Annotated in this window: 17 protein-coding genes and 1 pseudogene; 11 read left to right on the top strand and 7 right to left on the bottom strand. The window is 52.9% G+C overall.

The window, feature by feature from the left end:
* Position 1 precedes the first annotated feature (1 nt).
* The 3 genes from ACOYW2_RS10225 to ACOYW2_RS10215 all read left to right on the top strand — a co-directional run bounded on the left by ACOYW2_RS10225 (position 2) and on the right by ACOYW2_RS10215 (position 3373).
* Positions 2-1300 carry an acetyl-CoA hydrolase/transferase family protein gene (locus ACOYW2_RS10225; protein WP_482770326.1) on the top strand — a complete coding sequence of 433 codons (1299 nt, stop codon included), beginning with the start codon at positions 2-4 and terminating at the stop codon, positions 1298-1300.
* A 929-nt stretch (positions 1301-2229) separates the two neighbouring features.
* Positions 2230-2739 (top strand): hypothetical protein, encoded by a 510-nt coding sequence (locus tag ACOYW2_RS10220; protein WP_482422828.1) that lies wholly within the window; start codon positions 2230-2232, stop codon positions 2737-2739.
* Positions 2740-2761: 22 nt separating this feature from the next.
* A complete protein-coding gene (locus ACOYW2_RS10215; protein WP_482770325.1) occupies positions 2762-3373 on the top strand; it encodes a uroporphyrinogen decarboxylase family protein in 612 nt (203 codons plus the stop codon).
* A gap of 105 nt (positions 3374-3478) precedes the next feature.
* On the opposite strand, the gene ACOYW2_RS10210 is transcribed toward ACOYW2_RS10215, so the two are convergent.
* A complete protein-coding gene (locus tag ACOYW2_RS10210) occupies positions 3479-4843 on the bottom strand; it encodes an acetyl-CoA hydrolase/transferase family protein (protein ID WP_482770324.1) in 1365 nt (454 codons plus the stop codon).
* Between the two features lie 296 nt (positions 4844-5139).
* On the bottom strand, positions 5140-5742 hold the full coding sequence (locus ACOYW2_RS10205) for a hypothetical protein (protein ID WP_482416415.1): 603 nt from the start codon (positions 5740-5742) through the stop codon (positions 5140-5142).
* A gap of 493 nt (positions 5743-6235) precedes the next feature.
* Between ACOYW2_RS10205 and ACOYW2_RS10200 the strand changes: the two genes are divergently transcribed.
* The 4 genes and pseudogenes from ACOYW2_RS10200 to ACOYW2_RS10185 all read left to right on the top strand — a co-directional run bounded on the left by ACOYW2_RS10200 (position 6236) and on the right by ACOYW2_RS10185 (position 8556).
* Positions 6236-6436: a cold-shock protein gene (locus ACOYW2_RS10200; protein WP_180145060.1), complete on the top strand. Its 201-nt coding sequence runs from the start codon at positions 6236-6238 to the stop codon at positions 6434-6436.
* A gap of 346 nt (positions 6437-6782) precedes the next feature.
* Positions 6783-7247 (top strand): annotated as a pseudogene (locus ACOYW2_RS10195) (type 2 periplasmic-binding domain-containing protein); the annotation flags it as partial.
* Positions 7248-7345: 98 nt separating this feature from the next.
* A complete protein-coding gene (dctP, locus tag ACOYW2_RS10190) occupies positions 7346-7804 on the top strand; it encodes a TRAP transporter substrate-binding protein DctP (protein ID WP_482770323.1) in 459 nt (152 codons plus the stop codon).
* Positions 7805-7995: 191 nt separating this feature from the next.
* Positions 7996-8556 (top strand): rhodanese-like domain-containing protein, encoded by a 561-nt coding sequence (locus tag ACOYW2_RS10185; protein WP_482770322.1) that lies wholly within the window; start codon positions 7996-7998, stop codon positions 8554-8556.
* Between the two features lie 59 nt (positions 8557-8615).
* Here the strand turns inward: ACOYW2_RS10185 and ACOYW2_RS10180 are convergent, their stop codons facing one another.
* A complete protein-coding gene (locus tag ACOYW2_RS10180; RefSeq protein WP_482770321.1) occupies positions 8616-9464 on the bottom strand; it encodes an HAD family hydrolase in 849 nt (282 codons plus the stop codon).
* 592 nt (positions 9465-10056) lie between these two features.
* Positions 10057-12459, bottom strand: coding sequence for a DNA/RNA helicase domain-containing protein (locus tag ACOYW2_RS10175; protein WP_482770320.1), 2403 nt, complete (start codon positions 12457-12459; stop codon positions 10057-10059).
* 1285 nt (positions 12460-13744) lie between these two features.
* On the opposite strand from ACOYW2_RS10175, the gene ACOYW2_RS10170 reads away from it, so the two are divergent.
* From ACOYW2_RS10170 to ACOYW2_RS10155, 4 genes are all read left to right on the top strand, one after another.
* A complete protein-coding gene (locus ACOYW2_RS10170; RefSeq protein WP_482770319.1) occupies positions 13745-14023 on the top strand; it encodes a hypothetical protein in 279 nt (92 codons plus the stop codon).
* A 310-nt stretch (positions 14024-14333) separates the two neighbouring features.
* Positions 14334-15467 carry an RNA ligase RtcB family protein gene (locus tag ACOYW2_RS10165; protein WP_482770318.1) on the top strand — a complete coding sequence of 378 codons (1134 nt, stop codon included), beginning with the start codon at positions 14334-14336 and terminating at the stop codon, positions 15465-15467.
* Positions 15464-16090, top strand: coding sequence for a peptide chain release factor H (gene prfH / locus ACOYW2_RS10160; protein WP_482770317.1), 627 nt, complete (start codon positions 15464-15466; stop codon positions 16088-16090). Before ACOYW2_RS10165 ends, prfH begins: the two co-directional genes overlap by 4 nt.
* Before the next feature lie 1220 nt (positions 16091-17310).
* Positions 17311-18963: a hypothetical protein gene (locus ACOYW2_RS10155; RefSeq protein WP_482770316.1), complete on the top strand. Its 1653-nt coding sequence runs from the start codon at positions 17311-17313 to the stop codon at positions 18961-18963.
* Here the strand turns inward: ACOYW2_RS10155 and ACOYW2_RS10150 are convergent.
* The 3 genes from ACOYW2_RS10150 to ACOYW2_RS10140 form a co-directional block, all read right to left on the bottom strand.
* Positions 18947-19153, bottom strand: a complete 207-nt coding sequence (locus ACOYW2_RS10150) for a helix-turn-helix transcriptional regulator (protein ID WP_482770315.1) — start codon at positions 19151-19153, stop codon at positions 18947-18949. The genes ACOYW2_RS10155 and ACOYW2_RS10150 overlap by 17 nt on opposite strands.
* A gap of 10 nt (positions 19154-19163) precedes the next feature.
* Positions 19164-20102: a hypothetical protein gene (locus tag ACOYW2_RS10145; protein ID WP_482770314.1), complete on the bottom strand. Its 939-nt coding sequence runs from the start codon at positions 20100-20102 to the stop codon at positions 19164-19166.
* 738 nt (positions 20103-20840) lie between these two features.
* Entirely contained in the window at positions 20841-24947 is a 4107-nt protein-coding gene (locus ACOYW2_RS10140; protein ID WP_482770313.1) for an OmpA family protein, read from the bottom strand.
* Positions 24948-25152 lie beyond the last annotated feature (205 nt).

Below are 25152 nucleotides of genomic sequence, written 5' to 3'. Positions count from 1 at the left end.
CATGAACTGGAACGCACATTACGAAAACCGACAGATCACCCTTGAGGAGGCCGCACAGAAAATCGAATCGGGCAACCGGGTGGTGGCAGGCCACGCCTGCGGCTCCCCCGAGCCCATCCTGGATGCCCTGGTGGACCGGGCCGATGAGCTTGAAGACGTGGAGATCGTCCACATGGTCTCCATGGGCAAGAGCGCGTACTGCCTGCCGGAATACGAGAAGAACTTCAGGCACAACTCCATTTTCGCAGGGGGCGGGTCCCGCAAGGCCATTGCCGAAGGCCGGGCCGACTTCACGGCCTGCTACTTCAGCGAAATCCCCCTGTTGTTCCGAAACGGGCACCTGCCCATGGACGTGGCCCTCATCACGGTCTCGGAGCCGGACAAGATGGGCAACATGAGCCTGGGCATCTCCGTGGATTACACCCTGGAGGCAGCCAAGTCCGCGAAAATCGTCATCGCGGAGGTATCTCCCCACATGCCCACCATCGGGGGCAACGCGTACGTCCACGCCTCGGACATCGACTTTTTCGTAAAAAGCGATCGCCAGATGATTGAGCTCCCCCTGCCCCGCATCGGCGAGGTGGAAAAAGCCATCGGCTCCCATGTGGCCAGCCTCATTGAAGACGGCGACTGCCTGCAGCTGGGCATCGGCGCCATTCCCGATGCGGTCCTCACCTTCCTGGACGAAAAGAAAGACTTAAGCGTCCACTCGGAGATGATCTCCGACGGGGTCATGAACCTGGTGGAAAAAGGGGTCATCAACTGCCGCCGCAAGCAGCTCCATCCGGGAAAAATCATCATCACCTTTGCCATGGGCAGCCAGTCCTTCTATCAGTGGCTGGACCACAACTCCATGGTGGAGATGCACCCGGTGGATTACGTCAACGACCCTTTTATCGTTTCCCAGAACGACAACATGGTCTCCATCAACTCCGCCATCGCCGTGGACCTTCTCGGTCAGGTGGCGGCGGACAGCATGGGGGCCCGGCAGTTTTCCGGGCCGGGCGGCCAGGTGGACTTTGTCCGCGGTGCCAAGCGCTCAAAAAACGGCCGAAGCATCATCGCCATGCCTGCCACGGCAAAAAAAGGCACCATGTCACGAATCGTCAGCACCCTGGCTCCGGGCCAGGCCGTCACAACCCCCAGGAACGATGTGGACTACATCGTCACCGAGCACGGCCTCGCCCACCTGACAGGGAAAACCCTGGAACAGAGGGCCAAAGCCCTCATCGACATCTCTGCCCCCGAATTCCGAGACACCCTCTGGTACGAATTCGAGGAGATCTACAGAGACAAATAGGGATTGTTTTCGGCCGGCACCTTTCACCCTTGCGTCCCTCTCCCAGGCCTTCCGGCGGTGCTGTCCCTCCATCAGCGCCGCCGAGATCCATCCGGGCCCTTCCGCACCAACGCCAAGGCCGGAACATCCCGACTCCTTCCCACCAGCCCGTACCGTACGCTCCCACATCAGACGGGGCGGGCCGGATGGGAGGCATCCAAAACCCATCACGTGTTTCATCCCCACACACGACATCCCACTATCAAAGCCCTCATCATACGCGATGGGCACGGCGCCAAGGCCGTCTCCATCCCAACGAATACGGTTATGCCTTTGCCCATCCTACAGGGCTCGGGATAACCGCTCCGGTCGCCATGCGTCACACGTAGGATGGGCAAAGCAAAGCGTGCCCATCTTTGCATCGTTAACCCGCACGCCCCAACCCCATGAAGGAAACCCTCGCCACACCCGATGGGCACGGCGCCGAAGCCGTCTCCACCCCAACGAATACGGTTATGCCTTTGCCCACCCTACAGGACTCGGGCTAACGGCTCCGATCGCCATGCGTCGCACGTAGGATGGGCAAAGCGAAGCGTGCCCATCTTTGCATCGTTAACCCGCACGCCCCTACCCCATGAAGGAAACCCTCGCCATACGCGATGGGCACGGCGCCGAAGCCCCCTCCACCCCAACGAATACGGTTATGCCTTTGCCCATCCTACAGGACTTAGGCTAACGGCTCCGGTCGCCATGCGTCACACGTAGGATGGGCAAAGCGGAGCGTGCCCATCTTTGCATTGTTAACCCGCACGCCTCACTCTTTTCACGATGTGGCAATAAGCTAAACTATTCCCATATTACATTGACACAATACGGGGCGTGTGCCACCCTCGTTAGCGCCAGACCCTACACGCATACGATCCCAACATAATGGGACAAAGGAGCTGGACATGAACCATAAAGAACGTGCACTCACCGCCCTGAACCACGAAGAGCCGGACCGGGTCCCCATAGACCTGGGGGGCCGCAACACCACCTTGATGCTCAGCGGGTATGAGGCGTTTAAAAAAAAGCTCGGAAAAGAAGAGATCCCCACCCAGGTCATGTCCAAGGTGTGGCAGACCGCTTATGTCGATGAGTATTTCCTGCAAAAATTCGGTGCGGATTTCCGCCAGGTACGGCCCCGCAACATCGCAGTGCTGGGCAGCACCAAACCCAGGGAGTTCGCTGAAGACGGCTGTGAGATCTTTACGGATCAGTGGGGCGTAAAGCGAAAAGTGGACGGTGAGTACGCCACCATCTACGAATACAACCTGAACAACCCCACCCTGGATGCCCTGGAAGCCTACCCCTGGCCCGACACCACCAAAGATTTTGATTTCAGTGGGGTCCGGGAAGAGGCCAAAAAGCTCCACGACGAAGGGGAATATGCGGTGGTGGGCTGCATGGCAAGGTTTTGACCAGAGCTGGTACCTGCGTGGCATGCCCGAATTTTTCATGGACATGATGAGCCGCAAGGATTTTGCCCATGCCCTGATGCGCAAGGTCTGTGATGTGAGAAAGGAAAACGCCCGCCTTTTCCTTGAAGAGGCCGGTGAGTTTATCGACGTGTTTCAATGCGCCGACGACCTGGCCATGCAAAACGCCCCCTTCATGTCCCTGCCCATGTACCGTGAGTTCATCAAGCCCTACCAGGCCGAGCTCTTTGGCTACATCAAGGGCATGACCAAGGCCAAGCTCTACTTCCACAGCTGCGGGGCGGTCGCCACCCTTCTGGACGACCTCATTGAGGTGGGGGTAGACATCCTCAACCCTATCCAGGTTTCTGCCACGGGCATGGAGACGGACAACCTTAAAAAACGCTACGGCAAGCAACTCTCCTTCTGGGGCGGTATCGACACCTTTGACGTCCTCCCCAACGGCAGCGTACAGGACGTCCGCAACGAAGTGGCTAAACGCATCGGCGACCTGGCTCCCGGCGGCGGCTACATCCTGGGCTCCGTCCATAACATGCAGTCCGACGTGCCCCCTGAAAACGTTATCGCCATGCTGGAATCTGCCGTTGAGCTGGGTCAGTATCCCATCGCCTCCTGAATCAAAAAAGGCGGAAGAGATGAACCCATCCCTTCCGCCCGAACCCGCCTCGTTCAACCTGTTCCGAAGCAAGACCTTACATCATTGAATTAGTCGCCGCATTTATCAGGCGACTTTGGTGGAGCCTTTTTTATTGGAGGATCTCCAGATTCCCATGGCTTCGGCATCTTTGATCAACGCCTCGCGAAAGTCGGGGTGTGCGATGGAGATAAGGGCTTCGGCACGTTCCCAGGTGCTTTTGCCTTTCATCTGGGCAATGCCGTACTCTGTTACGATCATATGGGTGGCGGTACGGGGAGAGGTAACGATGGCCCCGGGGGTCAGGGTGGGCTTAATGCGGGACACCGGCCCGTTGGGGGTGTTGAAGGTGGAAGTCATGCAGATGAAGCTCTGGCCGTTTTTGGATTTGTAGGCCCCTTCCACAAAGTCGAGCTGGCCGCCGGTGCCGCTGATGTGTTTCGTGCCGACGCTCTCGGAGCAGACCTGGCCGAAGACATCCACCTCAATGCAGGCGTTGATGGAGACAAAGTCGTCGATTTTGGCCACCACCACCGGGCTGTTGGTGTAATCCACGGAGTAGGAGATGACCCCGGGGTTGTCGTCGATGAAATCATAGAGATCCTGGGTCCCCATGGCAAAGGAGAAGACCTGCTTGTACTTGTCGATGTTTTTATACCGACCGGTGATCTTCCCGGCTTTGGTCATCTCCAGATATGCGTCCACGTACATTTCGGTGTGCACGCCCAGGTCCTTGAGGTCGGATTTGGCCACCATGGCCCCCACGGCGTTGGGGATGCCCCCGATGCCAAGCTGGAGGCAGCAGCCGTCGTAGAGCTTTTCGATGATGTAGGAGGCGATCTTCTGTTCTTCAGGGGACGGGTTGGCCGCGGGCAGGGTCGGAAGGGCAGGGTTTGAGCTCTCCACCACATGGGTCACCTGGGAAAGGTGAACACACTCCTGATTGCCGCCGAGGACCCTGGGGCAATTTTCGTTGACCTCCACGAGGACGTAGTCCGCCATCTCAATGGCAGCCATGGTGGCGGGGGCACCGGAACCAAAGCTGAAGTACCCGTGACGGTCCATGGGGCTGGCCGTAAACATACACACCTTGGCGCTGGTGCAGTTGTTACGGACCATAAAGGGCTTTTCATGGAACTTCATGGGCACGTAGGAGAGCAGGCCTTTTTTGTAGTACTTGCGGTCCAGGCCGCCGCAATGCCAGCTGTTCCAGTAAAAATGGTCACCCGTGGGGTCGGCATCGTTCGTATGGTGGGGCATGGCACCGATGTCGCATCGAATGTTGACCCCTGCCAGCTCATCTTTTCGCCTGGCAAGGGCGGCGTCCAGTTCGTTGGGAGCGTTCACCCCGAAGGCATACTCTATCCAGTCTCCGCTGTTTACGACCTTGACGGCCTCATCAGCTGATACCAGTTTCGCTTTATACTCATCCTTCGTAAAATCGATGATCATAAGTACCCCTTATCTTTCGTTATGGAAATTGAATACCAACAACTACTCGACATTTCAGGAGTTATGCCAACCATCGGGGTAATTTATTAACCATCTGAATTAACGAACGCTTTTATTCTAAACGCTATTTCCCTGCGAGACACACGTTCATCGCAATGGCTGGGGTTATTCCGCCACACCCCAGCCGGGGCTTCCTGACAACAGTCTGAATACATGGGCGAATCAAAGGATGGGGTCAAAGGGCGCCAATATGTGTCGAATCGGTAACATCACCATGCCAAAAAGGCCGTGCCACGTCAGGATTTTTCCACGGACACAGCAATGGCCTCGGTATATCGCGCGTGGATGGAGAGGCCCACCTTTAGGGTATCAAAGGTTTCCACCGAGGTATCGACCCGGGTGGTTATGACATTGCCGTCCGGCAACTTCAGGGTCACGCTTCGGTTTTCCCTGTCGATGGCCACGATCTCGGCAGAGACATCCACGGTCTCCACCAGGATCCCTGCAGGCTTTTCCCCTTTGGCCGCCCTGCCGGTAACGCTCCCACTGCGGGTGGCGGGCTTCATCCCGTGGTCCCCCAGGTACAGGGCCACCGATCCGTAATATTCCACCCGGACCCGGTCGCCGATATCTATCTGATCGAAATTCCGTGCGTCCTCACTCACCTCATAGTGCACCACGTCGCCATCCGGTCCGGAAAGCATGAGCACACGATCAGCGTAGTCGATTCCCACGACCTCCGCCGTGATGACCTTTCCGCTGCCCAGCTCAAACCCGGACTCCATTTCGGAAACGGCTGCGTTTTTCCCGTCATCGGCCATAACATAAAGGGGCGCTGAGCAAACCATAAGAGCCCCAAGGGCAACGGCACACAGAAATACTGATACGTTGGTTTTCACGTCATCCTCCTGTTCGTGCGTTATTGTTACGTTAATCATGTTATTGAAAAGCGAACACAGGCAGATTATCACCGCCGTTTACGACAATTCAAGAAGTTCCTGCAATAGGTCAAAAGCGCTTAAAAGCCTGAGGCCCCCACGGGCAGCCGGTTTCCAGCAGGGCACAGGCCCCCAGAAATCAACAGGGTTGAAACACCGCGGCAACCGATACGGCCCTCCCGCGAAAAACACTTACAGAATCAAGCAATTCCGCCGTTTCGGCCCGGGGCTCACGGCCTTTTATTTTCAACCCATTTGTCCCCTGAGAATGCCAATTGTTTAAAAAAACTAAAAAAAGTCTTGACCAATCGAACGTTTTCATAGACTATACGTTTCCAGTGCCTCACCGGAGGCTTTAGTGTTTCGTTATCTTAAGGTAAGATCCATTTCAAGAAGTGGCAGACCCTGAAGTATCGAACAAAAATTAACACATACCAAGTAAGGAAACGTCACGATGGCTAATGGAATCGTAAAATGGTTTAACGAATCTAAAGGTTTTGGTTTTATTGAGCAGGAAAACGGCCCCGATGTATTCGTACATCACTCTGGAATCAACTCCAGCGGCTTCAGAACTCTCAATGAAGGCGACCGTGTTACTTTCGACATCGAGCAGGGCCAGAAAGGTCCCGCTGCTGTCAACGTAACCGTGCAGTAGCTTGATTAAGGCCTGATGGCCTTTTCAGCATATTGAAAGCCCCCTCGCTTTACAGTGGGGGCTACGCTCATTGCCCGAGCCTGCACGCCCAGCCTGCGCAGACACACCGCGAGCCATCCCCCGGCATGACCTCCTTTCGGTACGGTGTTGATTTTGCCACCGCAAACCGGATAAAATAAGCTTTCTTCTCTCCGGATCCATCACATCCGAAACGCGCCTCCATCCGATCCGGAACAGCCCGGTTATCTATCGATCGTCCCCTCTGTCGACCCCATGAGCCCCTGCTTGGCCATGGCGGTAAACCCGTTTGTTTTATGGATGAACCCCCGCAAAGGAGCACCTTTCCATGAACAGATTTTTCACCACGGCGGCAGCGGTCCTCCTGGCCCTGGGACTTGCTGCGGGATGCGGCAAAGAGAGTTCCGACACACCCGAGGACACCAAACCCGTGACCCTTCGCATGGCCACCCAGTACCCTGAAGACCATCCGGCCCACGCGGCTGCCCTGCGTATTGAAGAGGCTGTAGAAAAAGGGACCGAAGGCAGGGTGAACATTACCGTCTTTCCGGACAGCCAGCTGGGTGACCCGGGGCAGGTGTTCAAAGGCGTCCAAAACGGCTCCATCGACGCTGCACATATCTGGATTCCCGCCCAGGACGATCCCAGGCTGGGGACCGGCAACCTGCCCTATATCGCGCGGGGCTACGGGGACCTCAAAAACGTCTTTGCCCAGGACGCCTTTATCCCCACACAGGTCGGGAAACTCCTCGACAAAAAAAACGTCACCCTCTTCGGCTATTACATTGAAGGGTTCATGGGGGCAGGAACAACCGGAGGCAGGACCCGTGCCAGGACACAGACAAGGGGGTTGTTGTCAGTATCTCCGACTCTGCTACGGTCAAAACAGGCATGGAGGCCCTGGGGTTTCGAACCACTGCCCTGCCCTACACGGATGTCCTTGCAGCCCTTAAAGCCGGCGTGGTGGATGGATGGGTCGGCGGCCCTCCCCGCCTCACCTACACGGGATTCCGTGATGCCATCACCACCTACTACCAGCTGAACTCGAACGTTGTGAACTCCCAGTACATCATGAGCACCAAGATCTTCCGTTCCTTCAGCCAGGCAGACAGGAAGGTGGTGGCTGAAGCCTTTGCAGCCGAAAGCCTCAAGAGTTTTGAGATTGCCGAGCAGGAGGAGGTCTCCTACCGAAAAAAAATGACGGAGGCCGGCATCACGGTCAATGAATTTTCAAGGCATGAGCTCCGCGCCATGGCCGACTACGTCCGTGAAAACGTGTGGCCCGGATTTGAAAAAGAATTGTCTCGCAAGTGGATGGAGGAGCTGGCGGCGTCGTATGCTGACAAATAGCAGAGACGGACCAGCGGAGTTGTGCTGTGTACGACGCCGCATTTCATATCAAAATGGTCGGAAATATCGTCTTGACACCAACGCAGCGATCCCCCACAATGAGTCGTTTTAAAAGAAAAACAACCCATGAAATAAAAAGGCACGGGGCCAACGGCCCTGTACCTCGCTTGATTACAGCAACAGGAGTTCCCATGCGCCAACGACTCATGTATGTCATCACCTTCGTTCTTTTGACGGTGATCCCAGCCGGAGGGGCTTTTGCCGAGCCGCCTTCGGTTCCCCTGATGAAACAGACGAGCCTGGGCCTTTACATCACAGCTGCAGACGCCTGGGCCGAATGGCAGAAACACCCCGAAGCCACAAGAATCCTTGATGTCCGTACCCAGGAAGAGTACATGCTCGTCGGCCACCCCCCCATGGCCCGCAACATTCCCGTGATGCTCATGGAACCCATTCGCGAGCGTATCACCATGTCCGCCAACCCCGATTTCGTTGAGCAGGTCAAAAAAGTCTACCCTCCGGAAACACGACTCCTTGTCCTTTGCCGGTCCGGCGGGCGCAGCGCCATGGCCGTCAATATCCTGGCCAAAGAGGGGTATACCCAGGTCTACAACATTGTGGATGGATTTGAAGGAGACACCCTCAAAGAGACGGGCCATGAAGACTACGGCAAACGCACAGTAAACGGTTGGAAAAACGCCGGGGCGGAATGGACCTACGACCTGAACCGGGAGCTGCTCTACCTGCCCTGACGGGCCCACCCGATCCTTTCAAGCCTCCGGCGCCCCTGCCGGAGGCTCCTCACAAATTCTTACTCATCAGCCTGTTTTATCCCCACGGCTTTCACATTCCCATTTTCCGCGACCTTGTCCACCATGGCCTTGACGCTCTGATCCATGGGGCTGCCGTCCGTGTAATCTGCCGGGGCAATAAGGGTGGCGCGCCCGTCGTCCACCAGTCCGGCGGCCCGACTCTTTGCTCCGTTGCTCCCCGGCGCATAGGCCGCGATGGCATTTCCTCCCATGCTTGTCACCACCCGCATGCACGGAATATCCGTCTCCCCGTCTCCGATAAAAATCATGTTGGAAAAGGGAACCACCCGGTCTTCCCGGGGCATGCGCTTGTTGATGAGGGAGTTGTCATAGACATCCAGGCTCCCTTTGTTGATGCGAAAAAGGTATTGCGTCTTGGTGGTGTAATTCACGGCCAGGGCCGGCCAGCTTGCAATGCCGTGGTGGTCGTACATGAACCCCGAGGCAAAGATGGCGTCAAAGCACTCCGCGATCACCGTCCCGCGGATCATCTCCCGCAGCCCGGACGAGACAATGTAGTGGCACACCTTCACCCCCTTCTCCGCCCCGTAAGTGTTGATGCGATCAAACCACCCTTCCACCCCGTCAAACAGCTCGATGCCCGCCCCGAAAGCATGAAAATCTTCCCGCCTTACCGGCACCTCATGCTGCCGGGCTTTTTTGAGCATCAGCCCCATATACGCAAGGATCTGGTCGGCATCCTGCTCCCGGGCATACGCATCCACCTCCGCCCAGAAATCCCGGGACGCCACCTTCAGCCTCGGAATAAAGTCATACTCTTGCATGTTCCCCGGAGACAGGGTTCCGTCAAAATCATACGCAATGGCCATGGGAATCAGATTGGACACAGGCAACCTCCCTGAAGCAAAATCGAAAAGAAAGAAGACGGAAACACAATAAAACAGACAGGGCCGACAGCGCAAGGGGCATGCAGGCTGCGAACCATCGCCACCGGTCGCCGTGCGTCATACGTAGGATGGGCAAAGCGAAGCGTGCCCATCGTTACCCAATCTCCCACGCCATTCATCACCTCAAAGGGCACCTCGCAGCCCGACAAAGCGCCCCGACTTGACTCATCGATAGCAATCGTATCCAGCGACAAGACCAACAAACCCGATGATCGCAAGGCACCGAAACCAAAATAACAATACAAACGTACTATGCAGCACATAAAAGCGCCACCACAGCAGGTCATGTAGATAAAAATTGGGTAATCGGAAACCGGCATCCTTTGACGAAGGGAACAATATCCTTGGAGCGCCGCACTCTGTGCGGCATAACCGTCGGCACAAAAAAGCCGCACAGGAGTGCGGCGCTCCGGTACGGCTCTTTGATTCGTGCTGTTTTCATCGCTATAACATCTTCTATTTATCTATTCTTCTTCATAGTCTCACATAAAGACAGAAAAGTACTGCATAAACACTTATGCGCCAAAATATATCAACTTATCACACACACAAACTCAGCAATTATATTTATTTCATCAAAGTCATTACTATCAATAACAATTTCATCATACCCAAATACTGTTGTTTCTGGCTTAAGAGTTATCTTTGAATGAAACCATGCCCCATCTTCACTTACTATTTTTTCACTGGAGTAACGCTTTACTGTATATTGCCCACCAAGATCTTCATCAAATATATCTTGATGCTGAACCAAAACAATTTTCCCTTGCCTACTTCCCACCGGACCTTTTTTGAATAGACACCATGATTTGTTAGGAATACGTTTGTTCATAGATTCGCCAACAACCTGTAAAACAAAGTAATCTGAATTCGGCTTTATATAATCTGGAAGCAAAACCCAACAATAGTCACGAACGACTTGATTCCCACTAAACAAACCTGCAGCAGCCTTTAAGTCGTAAACAGGTACTGCATTAGTATTCTTAAAAACTTCATTATCTGCTAAAATAGGAAGGTTTAATCCAGGATATAAGTCAATTATGTCCGTCGATTTGAGTTCATCCATGACACATTCATGATGAATAAGATTCTGAAAATAGGTGGACGTCTCTTGATCTGTGCAATAAATATAGCACCCTTTTTGGCCTCGTGTCATTAACGTTCTATAAGTATTCTTTATGATTTCTGAAGCTTGTTTATTCGCAGATTCAGGGTCCTTTTTCTTAAGTTTTTTATAGCCCCTTAGTGAAGCATCTGTTTTAGCACGATATTCTGGCCTTGCAATCACTTCACCATTGCGAACAACTAAATCTGGTCCTATGATCACTCCTATATAATCAAGTTCAAGTCCCTGGCAAGTATGAATACATCCAATTTCGCTAACCGATTCGGGCTTAATAAGCCATAAATTTCCATCCGTAGCCAAGTTCCACTTCATAGCAAAATCATATTCAGGAAATGAAATATCATATTCCTCGACAGAGGATCTTTTTGAAATCCAATTCCAACAATAACCAGCTACAAGTCTTGCTTTATTCGTAAATTTATTCTTCCTAAATATTATATCTCTTAAAACAACCGGCGAGTCTAACACTTCAATTTCATAATTTAATTCAGAAATATTTGTATTTGCTGTCTCTTGTATTTGAAGAGCATTATCTATCCACGCTAAATACCCATCCGATCCATTACACCTGAATTGAGAGCTTAACTTTAAAGAGCGTACACTTGCACCAAGGCGTTGCGCCCAACGTATGATCTCCGCATTACAACCGATATCTTTAAACGTGACCCTTTGATTTTCATCAATAAAAAAAACGCTCACCTTTGCCGCATTGATTATTTCCTTAATTTGATTCTCACCAAGGTTTTGATACATTCCAGATTTAGCATTCAGCCGATGAGCTTCGTCTACAACTAAAACATCCAATTCATTAGTTTGACTTTTTGTATACGAGCCAGAGCCTTTGAACATGTTATCTATGTAATTTTTTTTTAAAGAGCCTTTCAATTTGCTAGAATAAACAGCTCTCGGAGCTGCATTCTTCGTGACGTACTGAACCATCTTCTTTTGATTAGTAAGTTCGACTAGAAGATTAATGGCAACAACAGACTTACCCGTTCCTGGTCCTCCTTCAATTATCAGAACCGATTTTTGTTCACCAGTCGCGTTTTTTGACAACTCCAAAACCGTTTCATATACAATTTTTTGATCGTCAATCATTATAAATTCAGCATTTCCCCTTAGCATAGAGTCAAGTTTTTCAGCTAAATGCTTTGATGGACTAATTTTTCCATTTTCGATACGATACATTATCCTTCCTGCATCGCCGTACTTAACATACCTCTCTATCCAAGATGCGAGCAACTCTGCATCATACTTCAAAAAAACAGGTGCTTTTTTTATATACTCGGCATAGTGTGAATTTTTGATCACATCATAACTGGTGCAATTATGAAGATAAGCACAAGGCCTTAACTTAATATTTTCATCACGAACTGTTTCATTAAAATCATGAAGTAATGCAGCATATGTCCACGCTTGATAAGAGGGATGTTCAACATCTCTAACACCTTTATTCAAAAAGGTCTCAACCACGCCATCCTTGGAGCTTAATAAAGCATTTTCCCACTGCTTCAGCTCTACAATTACAACAGAATCCTTACGATCTTGATCTCTACCCGTTAAAATAAAATCAATTCGCTTCGATGACTGAGGAATTCTATACTCAATTGAAACACCTGCATCATCAGGTATTGAAGACAATGCAAGAACATTATTCATGTAAACCAGCGAATTTTTCCATGATAAAATTTCATTCTTGCTTGTACCGTATCCAAAGTTATTTTTAAATGCAGCTAAAATTTTATCTTCAATACAATTTGATAATACATCGGATATAAAACGTTTCTTTGATGTTGAATAAACGAGCATACAAAATCCTTTTACAATTCATATTCAAGGGTGCCCCCAGCAAGCCTCACTTTTTACTTGAATATTTACGTCCACGAATTCACGTGTCTCTATATAATTGAGACGCCACTTTTGGAAAAAGTTCCAGGCGAAACTCACAACAAGACCAAATCCTTTCAGCCTAAATGAAAATCAGAGATCAGTATATGACATAACAAACCCTATTTCGGGTAGCTACAGAAACATGACAAAAATAGGCAACATCCTGCTTTTTAGATCAATATGTTCCTTGTGCCATGCTTTTTCAAATAAAACAAATTTTTATGTTCTAATTCAGGGCTATCGTTGTTTTATGTGGTAACTTTTTTCCAAAATGGACTAATTTAGGAATCAATTACACACGATTGAATGGCATACCCAGGGTTAAAAGCTGTAATCGACAGAGGTAAAGGTTGCTGAGCATCTGGCGGAGCCTGGCTTTGCATTGAGGGCAAAAATTTCTGTCGAAGCCTGATGCGTAGGGCTTTCTAATCCCAATCCGTAACCAGAGATCACAAACATCGCCATCAGAAAGCTGTTTTCCAGGCTTTTTCATACCAATTTGAAACAATATGGGGATTTTTCAGATAAAAAGCATTGACATCTTGAAAGGATGAATCTATCGTGGGTGGTAATAACTAGTTATTGACGCAATGAAGAGCGACCCGACAGGATGCGCTAACATCCTGCCAGGCCTGACCAAAACAACCTTACTGGGAGGTCGTCATGGCTACACGGTTTTTTACACCACACCCACCCCCTTTTCAAGTCGTATTTTCCTCATCACGCGGTAACCCGCACCTTTTCACACCACATGTGTGTCGCAACAGATGGCCGCTAAAGGCGTGCGATCCTGATTAACGGGAGGGGGAAGCGCCTCTTCGGATCTCTGTACGATCTCTTTCAGGCCCGTCACTATTGGCGTTCCACGGGTCTCCTGCGCCTGTCCTCACCGAAGAGGCACTTTTCGTTCGCACCCTTTGCCCATGGGTACGCATTGATATGTCGTGCCTGGACATCCACTCATTTTCCTCACGCGATGCGTTGATTTCCTCTTTTCAGAAGAAGGAAATGAGCAAGATGCCACGGTTGCGCGCATTCTCGGGGGGAACCCTGGCTCGTCCAAGCCGGGCGTCACAGCATAGAATGGATGGAGAGACGCCCTTCATGAGTCCCCTTATCCGGGTGAATACCAGGCAACGGTTCTGGTGCATAGAATGCACCCTACCCAAACATGCTTAATCACCATACACCAAGAAGGCCTGTCATGACCTCACCCATGTTTTCCGGGAAAGAGATCCCGGAACTTTGCGATGCCATCAAAGATATCCACCGCCTGCTGACATCCGTGGGTGTTTTTTTCAGCGAGCTGGACGATGCCGAAGACCCCGGCGGCAACGGCCTGCAGATCGATTTCAAAAAATGGGGCATCCGAACCATCGCCGAGGATCTTCTGGCGCGCCAATACGAGAAAATCGACCGGATTGTGGCGATTTACCGGGAAGAACAGGGACGGATGAAAGAGAACAAGACAGGTCACAGGTAATATAGGTGATAGGTGATAGGAAAAGCGGGGGGAGGCAACAAACGGGCATCATGCGTGGGGTAACGCGCTCTATTTCGTTGAAAAACATGTGATAATAACGTAATGTCGCGCCCACATGGGTTGCAGGCCCATCGGAGAAAACCGGAGACAACGCTGGTCAGCGACCCTGTTGCCCCCACTCACCCACAAATCATTCACATCGATTTTATCGAAAAAGGAGGTCTTATGACGATGCATGCAGATCGAGTCAACACCATACGGCAAATCGACCCAATGAAACAAAGCGTTCAAAAAAATACTATGGAGTCCCATGGGCACATCAGAGACATCGGCGATCATTCGTGTCATCGCCTCCGAAAAAAACTGGATTGAAGGGGCTGCCCTTCAGCAGCTGAACACCACCGCAACACTTCCCGGCATGAAGATGGCCATTGGCCTGCCGGACCTTCACCCTGGAAAAGGAACCCCTGTGGGGGCGGCCTTTTTCACCCTCACCACCCTCTACCCCTTCCTCATCGGCAACGATATCGGATGCGGCATGGGGCTGTGGCAAACCGACCTGAAGCACACCAAAATCAAACGGGATCGCTGGGTTAAAAAACTAACCGGGCTGGATGCACCGTGGAACGGAGACCCCGCGCCTTTTCTTGATGAAGAGCGCCTGACGCAAGGCGAATGGGACCCGGCCCTGGGCACCATCGGCGGCGGAAACCATTTTGCCGAATTGCAGACCGTCAATACCATTGAAAACGACGCACTTTTCCATAAGGCAGGCTTGTCCAAAGGCGCACTGATGCTGCTGGTTCACAGCGGTTCGCGGGGCCTTGGGGAATCCATTCTGAGGCGCCATGTGGCTGTGTACAGAAACAACGGCCTTGAAGAAGGGTCAGAAGAAGCCGCGGCCTACCTTCGGCAGCACGACCACGCCCTGGCCTGGGCGCGCGTCAATCGAGCCATCATTGCCCATCGGTTCTTATCTGCCCTGGGCACACGGGGAGATCGCATCCTTGATATCTGCCACAACAGCCTCACACCCCAGACCATCCAGGGACAAGCCGGTTGGCTCCACCGCAAAGGCGCAGCCCCGTCCGACCAGGGGCTGGTGGTGATCCCGGGCTCCCGGGGCAGCCTGAGTTACCTTGTGTTCCCCACAGCTCCCAACGAGATGCACGGGTTTTCCCTGGCCCACGGCGCAGGCCGAAAATGGAAACGAAGTGAAAGCAAAGGCCGCCTCCAAAACAGGTACACTCTGGAGGCCCTTACGCAGACCGCCCTGGGAAGCCGGGTGATCTGCAAGAACAGAGCCCTGCTTTACGAAGAAGCACCCCAGGCTTACAAAAACATCGACGTGGTTATACAGGACATGCTGGAGGCGGGCCTCATCACCGTTGTGGCCACCCTGAAGCCCCTCATCACATACAAGACCCGGGAGGTGCAGGCATGAGCACCTGGATACAGATCACCGCAGGCAAAGGCCCGGCAGAGTGCTGCTACGCCGCCCACCATGTAATGAAACGGTTTTCCGGCGATGCCAGGGCGCGCCATATCAAGGTCGTCACCCTGGAAACAATCCCGGGGCCACGGCCCGGCACCCTGAAGTCGGCCCTCCTCTCCCTGGATGGCCCGGACATTGAAGGGTTTGTCGCCTCCTGGGCCGGAACCATTCAATGGATCGGGCAGAGCCCTTTCCGGCCCGGGCACAAGCGGAAAAACTGGTTTGTGGGTATTTATGCTGTCACGCCCCCTGAAGAGACGGATTTCCGGGATAAAGACCTGAGAATCGACACCATGAGGGCTTCGGGTCCCGGTGGGCAACACGTCAACACATCCAACACGGCGATTCGTATCACTCACCTCCCCTCCCGGCTGGTGGCCGTGGCCCAGGAAGAGCGGTCCCAGCACCTCAACAAAAGGCTTGCCCTGGCCCGGCTGAAAGCGCTGCTTCAAGCAAGAAACGACCAGGCAAGCATGGCCGCCCAGCACGCCCAATGGGAAAGCCACACCACCCTTGAGCGGGGTAACCCGGTTCGGGTTTTCCATGGGTCGGGGTTTAAAGAGAAAAGGTAAGTCCAAAACATAAAAAAGCCGCACGGGAGTGCGGCGCTCCATGGTGGAGATGGACCTCGTTCCTTTGAGGGGTTCATCGCTGCACGCGATGGGCACGGCGCCGAGGGTGTCGCCATTCCAATGGAGCGGGCCATCCTACATGTTCTCGGCTTATCGCCATTGGTTGCCATATGTCACCCCGTAGGATGGGCAAAGCGCAGCGTGCCCATCGTTGCGCGGGTTGCCGTACATTGCCAAAGCCATCATGAAATTGGGTTACCCACACAGCATGGATATCTTCGGTGCACTTGATGGGCACGGCGCCAGGTGTGTCGCCACTCCAATGGGACGGGCTTGCCTTTGCCCATCCTACATGCTCTCGGCTTATCGCCGTTGGTCGCCATATGTCACCCCGTAGGATGGGCAAAGCGGAGCGTGCCCATCGTTGCGCGGGTACCGTACATTCCCCCAGCCATCATGAATTTGGGTTCCTTACACAGCATGGATATCTTCGGTGTACGTGATGGGCACGGCGCCAGGTGTGTCGCCACTCCAATGGGGCGGGCTTGCCTTTGCCCACCCTACATGCTCTCGGCTTATCGCCATTGGTCGCCATATGTCACCCCGTAGGATGGGCAAAGCGGAGCGTGCCCATCGTTGCGCGGGTGCCGTACATTCCCCCAGCCATCATGAATTTGAGTTCCCCACACAGCATGGATATCTTCATTACACATGATGGGCACGGCGCCGAGGATGTCGTCACCCCCATGGGGTGGGCTTGCCTTTGCCCATCCTACATGTCCTCGACTTATCGCCATTGGTCACCATGTGTCAGCCCGTAGGATGGGCAAAGCGGAGCGTGCCCATCGTTGCGCGGGTTGCCGTACATTCCCAAAGCCATGATCAAATTGGTGTTAACGTCTCTCTCAACCCAATATATGTGGCCGGTACCAAGGTTTGCATCCTTTCTCCACACCAGCATAAAGGCCGTTAGGCGCCTCATCACACCTCTGTTCAAACTATTGATTTTAAACACAAGACGACATCAGGGACGACATAAAATCATGTCGGTTTACAGTGGGACGACTTTACCCTCTTCTTAAAAACGTGAAATCTGATCCCATAGGTTACCCACGGATGGGGCATGCCTGATACGGGCGAAGGATCGTCGCCCTGACTGAGGGTGTCTCCAAAGGTCATGGAGCCACACAGACAAACCCGACAACTGGAGAGGTACGTTTATGAAGATTCACGGGAAGACAAACTGGATGAAGAGGCTGCTGATGGTGTTGATGGCCCTTACCCTCGTGGCCTGCGGAGACAGCGACAACCCGGTCAGCACGCCAGCGACGTCAAGCACCATCACCGGTGTGGCAGCCAAAGGGGCTGCCATGGCCAATGCAAATGTGATCCTTGTGGACAGCACCGGGAAACGCCTGGCCGCCAAAACCGACGGGAATGGAAAATACAGCATCACCGGCAATGATCTCACCCCGCCTTTTGCCGTGGAGGTAACCGACGGCAATGGAGACACGTTCTATTCGGTCTCCATGGACTTCGGGTGCATCAACATCACACCGTTGACCGGGGCCATCACCTCGGCGCTTCTGGGCGGGGCCGACCCCGCAACCATTATGAACCAGCTGTCAACCGTGACGGCAGCGAAGATCACCAAGGCACAAAATGAACTCAAGGCGGTCATGGCCCCCCTTCTGGAGGCATACGGCGCCAAGGACATGGATCTTATCTGCGGTGAATTCCAAGCCAACAGCCGTGGCATTGACGCTCTTTTGGACGCTGTACGGGTTGAGATCGACGGGGCGTCCGGGACCCTGACCCTGAAGTCCACATCGGACCAGGTGATTGTGGAGGCAACCCTGGACACCAACGGAGCCACGTTGACCACGCCCTTAAACATGAACAACTTGCCTGAGCTGACAGATAAAGTATACGGCTATGATTACCATGTGGTGGACTTCAACACAGCCACCACCGACGAGACCTCGGAGGTCAACTGGGGCTCAGCCCGGTTTATTGCGGACGGATACGTCACCCTCACCATCTCACAGACCAACAACGGAGATGTTGGCAGCACGGTCTATGACTATTCCCTCTCTGACACAGGCATCTTAAAAGTTGATGGTGAAGCCGGTGTAGAGGGGGCTTGTAACACGGACAAGTCCCTCATGGTCCTCAGCGATGTTTCCCCGAATGACGGGGACACGGGCATGGTCTTTTTCATCAAAAAAAGCACGGAAACGCCCGCCATCGACGGAGACTACGCTATGATGTATTTCACGCGCAACAACACCGGGGAATTCGAGACCGACAGCTGGCCCACGGACCTTCATTTTACCTGGGACGCCAACAACAAAGAAGCCGCTTACGACGATGATGGCACCCCAGCCACCCTTGCCTACGGCGCAGACGGGACCCTTTCCGGCCCCAACGGCCTGACCGTCTTTCCGACATGCGAGGGAACCATCCTTGTGGCGCCCCATGCCTCCCCGGACGACCCGGGGGTCACCTTGCTGGTGAAACAACCCACGGAACCCTTTCCGGATTTCACGGACACCAATGTCAACACCATGGCGGATTTCATCACCCCGGGCTTTGTCATCAACACGGGATCCAACAGCTTTACAGGGCACCGCAATATGATGTTGATTGGAAGACAAACCGATACAACCGGGGCACTCACATTAGGAAGCCTCATCAACGGGGCAACAATCCAATGCGAAGACGGGGTCTTTTACAAAATGAGCGGCGCAACGCGCGAAGAAGGGGTTTTCGGGGTATATCCCCACGAAGGAATTTTCCTTTGGGTGGATGAAAAGGAAGGCGATGCCGATCACAACTTCGGTTTTCATATGGGATTCAGGACAAATCCATAGATTTGGGGGCGCAGGAGTTCTCCTCTGAAGAGGCTCCGTAGGCATATACCTTTTCCAGAAGTTCCTTGCGATTCTTGCAATCGAACTTCTGGAAAAGGCGCTGCATGTAGGTTTTCACAGTGGATTCGGCGATGCCCTCAATCTCGGCGGCCTCTTTGTAAGTCTTGCCTGCCACCACATGGGAAAGCACAGCCTTCTCCTTATCGGAGATGCGCTTTAACATTCCTTTGGGCAGGAGATCCGACAGCACAGAGACAGGTTTCTGGTCCGGTTCCGCTCCCGTGGCGATGGACCAGGACCTGGATCTTCAGATGGGAAAAAAGGGCCAGGGTGAGCACCAGCACCACGTTGGCCACCACCATAAGAATAGAGAGATAAGGGCTGAAAAGGGACACGATGAGGCTGCCCAGAAAAATCCCCCCGCACATGGACCCCATCATACAGAACTGTTCGGCCAGAGTCCGCCTTGGGGCAATAACCAGGGCAATGACCAGCAGATCAAAGACCCCGAAGGATGCATAACTTGCGAACATCCCTATCTGAAGCAGGAGAAGGGCGTTGAAGGCCACCATGGAAAACGCCACGATCCCCAGGATCACGGCAAGGTAGATGGCTGCGTCATGGGACTTTTTCAGTATAACAACGGTAAGGGGCAGCATTACCAAGTAGGCCAGGGTATAGAGGTGGCTCGTGTCCCCGGCCTCGGCAAGGGCTGGGGCGAGGTACCCGTGCATGAGTCCTCCGGTGACATAAAAAACGGAGAACAACAGGTACACCGCCAAAAAGGGACGCGCCCACAGGGTTGGAGCCGGGGCCGTGGGCTTAAAACGGACATGTGAAAATGAGATGGTCCCCTGCATCCAGAGCCCGGCGATAAACAGTACCACGCTCATGCCCCCGAGCTTCGCGGGTAAGGCCACCGGAAGCCAGTAGACGGACAAGGGGATCAGGTTGCCTGCGACGCAGGCAAAGGCTGATGCAAACAGGGGTTGCGGGGCGGCCCTCAAGGTGTTCATCACCCCCACCACAAGGGGTGCGGAGACGATGCCCATGGCCATAAACAGAATAGCGGTGTGGGAGGTAACCGCCAGAAGAGAGGCACTGAGCACCCCAAGCAGCAGAAAGGCGTATTGAGACACAGCATTCAAAAGTGAAGAAGAGAGCCGTGAGCAAAGAAAAAGGGCCACTGTGTGAACAGACAGGAAATGGTACACATGCAGAGAATCGGCCCACGATGGCAGCAGCACACCTTCAAGGGGTATGGCATTGAGCCATGTCAGATAGAGGGCAAGCCCGGCCGTTGCCTTTAAAAACCCTTGATGAAACATAACGCCCCCACCGATACCTACCCGTAAAAAAGCACCTGTCCCTCCCCCACTCGGTCCCGAGCCGAGCCGGGGTCCCCGACCATTTGAATGCATCATATAAACTTAATACAAAACAAGCCGGGCCTTCAAGGGCGATTTCTCTAATTTTAAATTACCGGAGATGTCGTAAGGTGGCATAAATGCGAGGTGTTAAAGGCGGGAAAGACCATCAAGATTGCATCTATTTTTATCTCAACAGGAAATTCGTCACGTTCGATGGGCACGGCACAAAAGGTGTCACCACCCGAATGGATGCGACTTTGCCTTTGCCCATCCTACAGGGTCTCGGATTCTCGCCACCGGTCGTCGGGTGGCGACCCGTAGGATGGGCAAAGCGGAGCGTGCCCATCTTCGCTGCGAAGGCCCATGGGCACGGTGCCAAGGGCGTCACCACCCCAATGGATGAGGCTTGCCTTTGCGCCATCAAAGGCTACAAACCGGGTTATCGACGCTGATCGGCACACGTTATACAAAATGAGCTGTTAAAACGGATTACTGCTCAGGTTTCCATCAAGACGGATCAATGGGTTCCATGCATCCGGCCCGCCTCACCGGTTTGATCACCTGGCTGTAATCCGTGATCCACTCTTTCACGGTCAACGGCTCCTGCTCATACAAAAGGGGCTTGGCCGGGCTGGGGACACGGTTCCACGGGGCCTTCTTGTCATCTGGGGTATTGTAGTTGCTGGGTGCAGGGAATTTGAATGTGCACGTCATCCAAGCCCTGTTATTAATCTTGCATCGCTCACATTGAAGACCAGACTTGTCCGGCGTGCTTACTTCCATAAAATACTTATAGTGCTTTCCGGGCTTTATCATCTTTCCGAAGGGACGAATCCCATTGATATGCACACCATGGAGTGAGGTGTAGTGCATCTTAAACCGGGCTGCAAAAACATCCCTCTTTTCGCCGTACTTGGTCGCGTTAAAACAAAAGTCCTCTTTGGTTACTGTCAGGTCAACGCTATCTTTTTTACGGAGGGTCACCCAAGAGCCCATAAGCGCTCCGGCGTGTATCTGCTTGGAGGGTGTTTCAAACCAGGAAATGAGCTCGTTAAAGGAAGCGTTTTTCTTTTCCTTGCCCGTGTAGGCGTTGGTGAACTCAATGTCATTTCGCCGCATGGTTGCCTCGCCTAAATACTTCATATTCCCTATGCTTTGATACGTGGGGCCCTGGATATTATTGAAAGCACTGTCCTGAAAAAGGGTAATGGTTGCGGGGATGGACTTCCAGTCGAAGCCCCTCTTTTCATAGTTTTCCTTGGCTGACTCTGTCACCTTTTCACAGGAAGCAATCACCATGAACTCCACAGACTGATCCCATGTAAAATCACCCAATGTGAGGTTGGTGTCACCCTTTCCATCGTCGCGGAAAAGCATATGCCCGTTCATCCAGTCACTGTCCCCAACTTTGATAAGGATTGTTGCATGGATATCGTCTTCCATCAGTGTGGGATACGCATCCGAAGAAGTAAGAGAGTTGAGGAAATCCTTTTCCAGGAACAGGTCTTCGTCTTTCACAAGGTAATGCCCGTCGCCGTTTGTTTTATACCCGGCATCCCCATACATCTTCTTCTCAAGAACAGAGAGACATGCGGGGTCGATGACATGCGCTCTGTCAGGGTCAACGGTCAAATGGAAGCACCCGTCGTCGCTACTGCCTTTTTCCATCATCGACGTGAAGTCATCATGGCTTTCCGGATAACAGATCACCCGTCTGCTTCTCGGTGCATGGGCAACCATGACCGTCAGATAATACGGAACATTCGCCAGCAATCCCATGGCCTCGTACAGAAACATGGGCATCAGATTCATTGAGAACCCTGCCATGGGCTTGATGCCACGGACGGTCTGGGACGCCAGTTGGTAAAACGGCTCAAACACAAATCCGATGCGGCCTTCAAAGGCTTTCTCCTCATCGGTGATAAGCTCAGCCTTGGTCAGGGGGCGCATGATGGTTTTAAACTTAATGCCTGCTCTGTTCTCATCCCACCTGTGGAGCTGGATGGAGGCTGTGCAGGTTAAGGCATACTCCTTTTTCAGCACCACGATCACCCGCACCTGATCAAAGGGGCTCAGGGCATCAAAATGATATTTCTCATCCATGGGCGATCCGTCGGGCATGTGCAAATTGGTGTAGACACTCCTACGGCGCCGCGTTGCCATGGGTACCCAGTCTTCATCTTTTTTCTGTTCACGTCGCCGGGTGTAGATGTTCATGTATTCATAGATATCCTCACCGTATTCACCGGCACGTGTGGGTGCAAACATCTCAGATAGTCGTTTGACATCCTTTGAATCCATGGTGTGTATCGGAAAATTTTTCTGGAAATCAGACACCACATGGTCCAGCCGGCGCACCCCGTGGGCAATCCGGTAGGATGCGGTTATATAAGGGGTTCCGCCCCTGTAACGCCCCTTAAAAGAGAGGGCCTCCGCCTGCTCATCCGGTGTACCGTCATTCCCGGGAGGGGAGCTGACATGCCCCATGGTGAGCCCCTCACCAAGAAAGAAAAAATCCTTATCAAGAAAGAAATTCCCCCTGTAACTAACGGACAGCACACCTTCTTCGTCCTGCTCAACGCCTTTTGTGTTCACGGCAAGCTGCCAGAACTCGGCCAGGGATGAGCGTTCATGGCGCTCCAGGGGAAAGGACCACCCGTCGTTTAAGATAAAATTGGCGATGTATTCGGCAACCCGGTTCTTTCGAAGTTCATGCTGAACCCGTTCAATGGGGGACTCTTTCGGGTTTTCACCGGTATCCCGCCAGTACTTTTCACAGGCCGACAGCTGTGCCCTGTAGAGGAGATTGAATAACCCGGCAACAGCTTCGGAACGGATACGAAAATTGGTGTCCATCAAATCGATGCTCTCAACGAACTCATCGGCGGATAAATTTGTGGTTGTCACCTTCTCATCAATGATGAGAAGGGTATTTCCGTGGGAGTTCTTGGTAAACGACTGAAGTTCCTTTTCCAGGGTTTTGATCCTTTTCATCAACCCGTCAAACATCCAGTTGTCCACAACGGTAAAGGCGTTGTCGTAAAGTTGAAGCCCTGCCTTGCCCAGTTCCAAGCTCGCCGCAAGGAAAAGGGCAGGGGCTGCTGTCAACGGCACAACGGATGCAACGCCCAAAGCCGCATCAAAAATGGCCAACAGCGACTTCTTCCGGGCCTTATCCATACCCAGCATGTTGGCAACGGTGAGTTTTCTCTGCTTTTCAAGATACTCCATGCCCTCACGGAATCCACCCTGGGACCAGGCCCCCACACCCAAATGGATATCAGACCGCCTGTTGGCCGCTTTCTTGGATTCGTCCCCTGTGTCCTGACCCGCGTATTTTTCTCCGTACCCCAACGTGAGGATGCGATCGGAGAGAGCATTCAGGTGAAGCTTTTCACCGGCGTCTTTGCGGCTGCGGAGTTCCTCAACCATGGCCTGCTTCACCCCGGATGCCCGACTGAACGAAAGCTCCAGGTTATGGGCCGCCGATGCCGTGGAGTCCGTATACCCCTTGACAAACACAACCCGCGACACGTCGTCCCGGTGAGCAAGGAGGTACCCAACCGCCGTGTCCACCGGCCCCTTGTACTGGGCGGTTACCTCAAACAGGTCACTGTCGTAAAACACCTGCTCCATGGACTCTTCCGCAAAAAACGTCTCCCCGCCCTTCTCCTCTTCCTGATCGATGAAAAAGGTCCTGTTGAAATAATCCCGCACTATGTTCTGGTACTGATCCACCGACACCTCAAGGGAGTGGGACGCGGATGAATAATCCTTAAGGCTTCCGATGGCACTGGAGATGCTCGACGCGATCTCAACCGGCTTCATCAGCCGATTGATGGGCGTCAAAATATGCTGACTCGCCTTGGGAAGGTCAAACCGAAAAACCCTCTTGCTTATTTTCGAAGCCACGGTGGCATCAAAATGCTCAATCTCCTGCCCGGTCGTGAGAAACCCCTTCCCCAAATAACTCTTTTTTAGCGCGCTCCGCACGGTATCTACTTTGTGGTCGCCCTTGGCATACGAGAGCACCCTGGTGCCGCACTCCTTGAAGGATTTCATGCTTTCCCAGGTTTTGATGGTGCTGAAGGCGAGATCCATTGAATCAGCGGTTTTAACATCCGCTACTTTCATTCTGTCCTGCAATGCCTTTCCCAAGGCAAACGTCAGACTGGTTCCCGAATCCGCAAAGGCCACCCCATGGATAAGCCCTGCAATCTCTTTTTTACGCTTGAGCATGGCCGCACACCTGTCGAATCCGGCGGGAGGCACCTTTTTACCGCCCTCCTTTTTACCGTCGGCCCCCTCATCAACAGCGTCCCTCACAAGATGCATGTACTGGTCTGGAAACTGCGTGACCAGGGCCTCTTCTGCAGAAACGGGATCGCACAGGATCACGTCCATCTCCGTAAAGTGGCTTCTTATGGGAAAGCGGACGTAATCAATGATGGTGTATCGGCCGGATTCGGCTGTTCCTCGGTGCCAGCGCTTTGACTCTGATTCTGACCGTTTGCCCACCTCTACGTCGATGCGGTACTGCCCTACAGGGAGGGTTTTATCACTGCCGTAGAGAACGTACCCATACAGGCCCTTTGATTTGGTAAATTGAGACACCTGAAACTTGGCAAACGTCCCATCATGATATTTTTTGCCATTGATATAAATCGTTATCCACGATTTTTCATATTTCGCATCCACTAAAAAATACACAGCTCGGGTTTTGGGAATAACGATCCCCTTGATGCCGTGATGATGAATTTTTTTCTTCTGGTACCACTTTCGGTACCCCTCATCCTCATCGTTTCCATCTTGAGGAATG

It is taken from the genome of Desulfoluna sp. CLI2B (assembly GCF_056847375.1).
This window is presented reverse-complemented; position numbering and strand designations above follow the sequence as displayed.